The sequence below is a fragment of the Mesorhizobium sp. M4B.F.Ca.ET.089.01.1.1 genome, assembly GCF_004022605.1.
In the GTDB taxonomy this organism is placed as follows: domain Bacteria; phylum Pseudomonadota; class Alphaproteobacteria; order Rhizobiales; family Rhizobiaceae; genus Mesorhizobium; species Mesorhizobium abyssinicae.
On the sequence record NZ_RZOS01000497.1, the window covers coordinates 1 to 3,791 of the forward strand.

General features: G+C 53.9%; 2 protein-coding genes and 4 pseudogenes. 5 read left to right on the plus strand and 1 reads right to left on the minus strand.

Going from position 1 to position 3,791, the window contains the following annotated elements:
* Together EN780_RS41620 and EN780_RS29300 are read left to right on the plus strand one after the other, a co-directional pair.
* Positions 1-105: pseudogene (locus EN780_RS41620) on the plus strand (IS110 family transposase); the annotation flags it as partial.
* Positions 106-432: 327 nt separating this feature from the next.
* Positions 433-662: pseudogene (locus EN780_RS29300) on the plus strand (transposase); the annotation flags it as partial.
* A 9-nt stretch (positions 663-671) separates the two neighbouring features.
* Here the strand turns inward: EN780_RS29300 and EN780_RS29305 are convergent.
* Positions 672-776 (minus strand): annotated as a pseudogene (locus EN780_RS29305) (transposase); the annotation flags it as partial.
* A gap of 421 nt (positions 777-1,197) precedes the next feature.
* Here EN780_RS29305 and EN780_RS29310 point away from each other — a divergent pair.
* From EN780_RS29310 to EN780_RS29320, 3 genes and pseudogenes are all read left to right on the plus strand, one after another.
* A complete protein-coding gene (locus tag EN780_RS29310) occupies positions 1,198-2,079 on the plus strand; it encodes a 50S ribosomal protein L11 methyltransferase (RefSeq protein ID WP_128276035.1) in 882 nt (293 codons plus the stop codon).
* Between the two features lie 63 nt (positions 2,080-2,142).
* Positions 2,143-3,174: a class I SAM-dependent methyltransferase gene (locus tag EN780_RS29315; protein ID WP_128276036.1), complete on the plus strand. Its 1,032-nt coding sequence runs from the start codon at positions 2,143-2,145 to the stop codon at positions 3,172-3,174.
* 88 nt (positions 3,175-3,262) lie between these two features.
* A pseudogene (locus EN780_RS29320) lies at positions 3,263-3,791 on the plus strand (hypothetical protein); the annotation flags it as partial.

Consider the following 3,791-nt stretch of genomic DNA (forward strand, 5'->3'; position numbering starts at 1 on the left):
GGAAAGGAAAAGATGGTCATCCGCATCGCTCTCGCCAGAAAGCTGCTCGTCATCCTCAATGCAAAAGCACGCGACGCGCGAAGCCAGTTCGCAAATGCAACTTGACACCCCAGATAGTCGCTCAATCGTGATTGTCGAGCCACCGCCGTTGCTTTCTCGCCGGGCAAAGCGATGATGGACCTACAAACCGTATTTCACCCCGGAGAAATTATCGGTCTCATGTCGACTCGCAGCTGATCTCGTATTCGGCGACACGCTTGAGGGTCGAGGCGACCACCAGTGTAAGCATACAGGCCGAAGATGGACCGTGTCGGGATAATGTCCTGAAGGTTCTGCAAAAAGCTTTGGAGAGGGAGCGGCCCATGCTCTGAGGCGAGGGGCGGCCATGGCACGCTGGTGACGTTCGACCGATTCCCGTGGAAGGGGAGTGCCTTGACCAAGCGAGAAGTTAGACGGAGCAGAGGCGAGTTGAAACCGTTGCTGTTGTCGGATGAGGACGGCTTCCGCAGAGTTTTGCAGACTGTGGTGCAGGAGGCTTTGGAAGCCGAGATGACGGAGGCGATCGGGGCCGAGAAAGGCGAGCGGCCGGCGGAGCGGGTTGGTTACCGTCCGGCTATTATCAGCGCAAGCTTGTGACGCGGGTTGGCGTGCTGGAACTTCGCCGTCGACACGCTCACCGTCCAGGCCAAGAAGGCGTGGCCGCACAGCTCCTCGGTGATCGCCTTGACCTTGCGCGTCGACACGCCTTGCACGTACATCTCGACCAGCGCCGATACCTGAGGGCACTGGCCGCCTGAGACTCGGCCCGCCATGTCCGCCGCTCCGCTAAACACGGGGGCTGCGCGGCGACAGGCCAACGTCACCGCTGAATGCCCACGCCATTTTGCAGAACTTGACACACAACTCGTGTCCGGGATTCGACAAATCGACACCGAGTTCAGGTACGCGGCGCATTCCCAAAAACTGGAGCAGACTCACGCACTCTCTTGTAGGCGACTGAATTGGCAGTGGAGGTCTCTAGCGCTCCCGTGCCTGGCACCATTCTTGCTGCTTCCACTTCGCGAGCTGGAACACTCATTCGCTCGTCACAGAGGCTTGACAGGGAGCCCTACAATGCGCGCGACGATCTCGATCGCCGTTCGCGATGAGATCGTTGGCTCTTATTCACCCACCAAAGGTGTTTAGAGGGATATTAAAATGAACGAAATTCCATCCCGCGCTCACGCTGGTTCTCAAGTCCCTAGGTGGCACTTCAGAATGATGCGCGACTCCGTACGAAATGCAGCAATAGAGGCGGCCATAGCATCTTGTAATCTCAGAGGAAAGACCGTTGTCGAAATCGGTACCGGGGCTGGCCTTCCGGCGATGCTCTTCGCCAAGTATGGGGCTCGAAAGGTATTCACATGCGAAATGGATAAGCGAATTGCTGGGGCGGCGCAGGAGATTATCCGGAAGAACGATTTGCACGATCGCATCGTGGTGATTGCAAAGTCCTCGAGGCAAGCAATTGTGGACGGCGACCTTCCTTCGGCGCCTGACATAATTTTTACGGAAACATTGGACGCTGGAGTAGTTGGTGAGGGATATGAGCCGATCGCGGAAGACATCCGCCAAATTGCCAGTCCTACTACAGTAGTGATGCCGGATCGGATTCAGCAATTCGGGTTCCTCTGCGCTGACGTGCAAGCCTTTGAGAGCAATTCCGTATTTAACCAATGTGGATTTGATCTTTCGGGTTTTAATTTGTTCGCCGAACGTTCGTATTTCTCGGTGATCCAGATGCTGCATGATCCGGTATGTCTCTCGCCAACCGTGCTTTTCAGGAGCTATGATTATCTAAATCCGAGCGCTTTGGATCCGGTAGAGCACCAAGTTATAGTTCACAGTTCCGGCCTTTGCCATGGAATGACGTCATATTTTCACGCTAATTTTGGGAAGTTCCTCGTCTCTTCTAGAGAACAGAAGAGCCATTGGCGAACGGCTTTTCACCCTCTACGAGTACCTATGCCGGTCGAATCTGGGCGGCGCTATTATTTGAGAGGCGATAAATCTGGGTCGATCGATTTGGTTTCGACATGAGTCTAGGCATCTGAGGCGCAGGGCGAAGGCTGTGCGTCGAGCAATTCACTTGGGAAGAGCGAAATGGAACAGCAGATGGGAGACTTTTTCAAGGACTGCGATAAGGCACCGCGATTGAATGAAATGGCCGATTTTTTTTCGGCAACCGCGGCGGGCCGATCAGGAGTTCCGATCAAAATGCCGACCGTTGATGCGCGCCTTTTCCAGGGGGATGTGACGTTGGAAAGCTTCACCAGCGTGCATCGCCAGATCTGGGGCCGTTTCGACCCTCATTATCTTGCCAGCATCCCTTATCGTCTTGAGGAGGAGATTCGACTTGGCGATGCCTTTTTGCGATATGCAGACGCTATTGCGGATATTGCGCTCCCGGCTCGGTTTTACCTACTGGGGGCCGCCGAAGGCACACTCGCTCGGACTCTAGCCCAGCTGGGCAACGGCAAGATTCAAACTCTTTCATGCAGTCCCAATAAGGAAAACGAGGACAGCTTCTTTCTTCACGGACGGCCCTCGCATGCAACATTCTTCCTCGGCCCATTCCATCATTTGACCCGTAGCCGTATTGTGGGGACATCGGCGCTCAGGCACTTTATCGACGGATTCGACATTATCTTGGAGGACACCACGTTTCAGATGTATTCGCCCGATCGAAAGGCGCAGATTGGCTTTGTGAAACGTCATTTGAAGGACGGCGGGATATTTCTCCTCTTCGAAAAACTCAGGCAAGAAGACAATGCAGAATACCTGCGTCGTGAGATGCAGAAAGATTATGGCTATAAGGCCCGTTTCTTCACTCAAGATGAAATCACAAAGAAGAAGGACTCTATCCTGAAGCACATGAACCTCAACGAGACGACACTATCGAAGGTATCAGCAGCGCTGGCCGCGCACTTCAATTATGGATGCGTGACATGGAATTGCGGCAATTTCTACACGATTGCTGCCAGCAACAACGCGGATAATCTGCGACGTCTAATTTCGGTGATGGCCCCGCCCTGCATTCCAAATGAATATGTCTATGTAAAAACTCCTGCTTCGATGCCGGGGCTGCCCTTTGAGCCACCACCGTTCCGACGCTTGGCGGCGTCCGGAATGTGAGTGACGCAGCAATGGGCGGTTTGGATAGCCGGGCACTCTCGTCTGTCCACCCTGCAAACAGTAGTCTAAACCCACAGGATGTAAGGGAGTGAAATTGTTGTCTCCAACAACCGTGGCCGAAGCGTTGGTGTGGCTTATGCCATATATTTCGCGGCACTCGACACTACCAACGTGCGCGTATGCGCACACCGTCTATGACGCCAAACCAGCCGCTGCCGATCCTGTACGGATACACGCCCTGGAGCAGATGGAACTCTTACTTGCACATTGCGCCTTACGTCTGGGCTATGGGCATCAGCAGATTGAAGAACTCGGTAAACAGCTTCGCAGCCGACCTGTCATTCAGACCGGTCCACATTGTCATCTGATTTTTGAACCCGATGCGTTCTATACGCATATCTTTAGTGCCATGGGACTGCGTTCCCATCAAGACAGCTGGTATTTGTCTTATTGGGCCTCGACCGTAAAATTTCAAGAAAAAGCTAAGAAAGGACCCGGTTGGCTCCGGTTGGGTGATCGAACCCTCAATCTCTTTGGGTTGTCACGCAGCAAAATGATTCCATTCAGTGTTTGCGGACGCCATGCGCCGCAGCGGTTTGCTCTGACAAGCTCTGAAC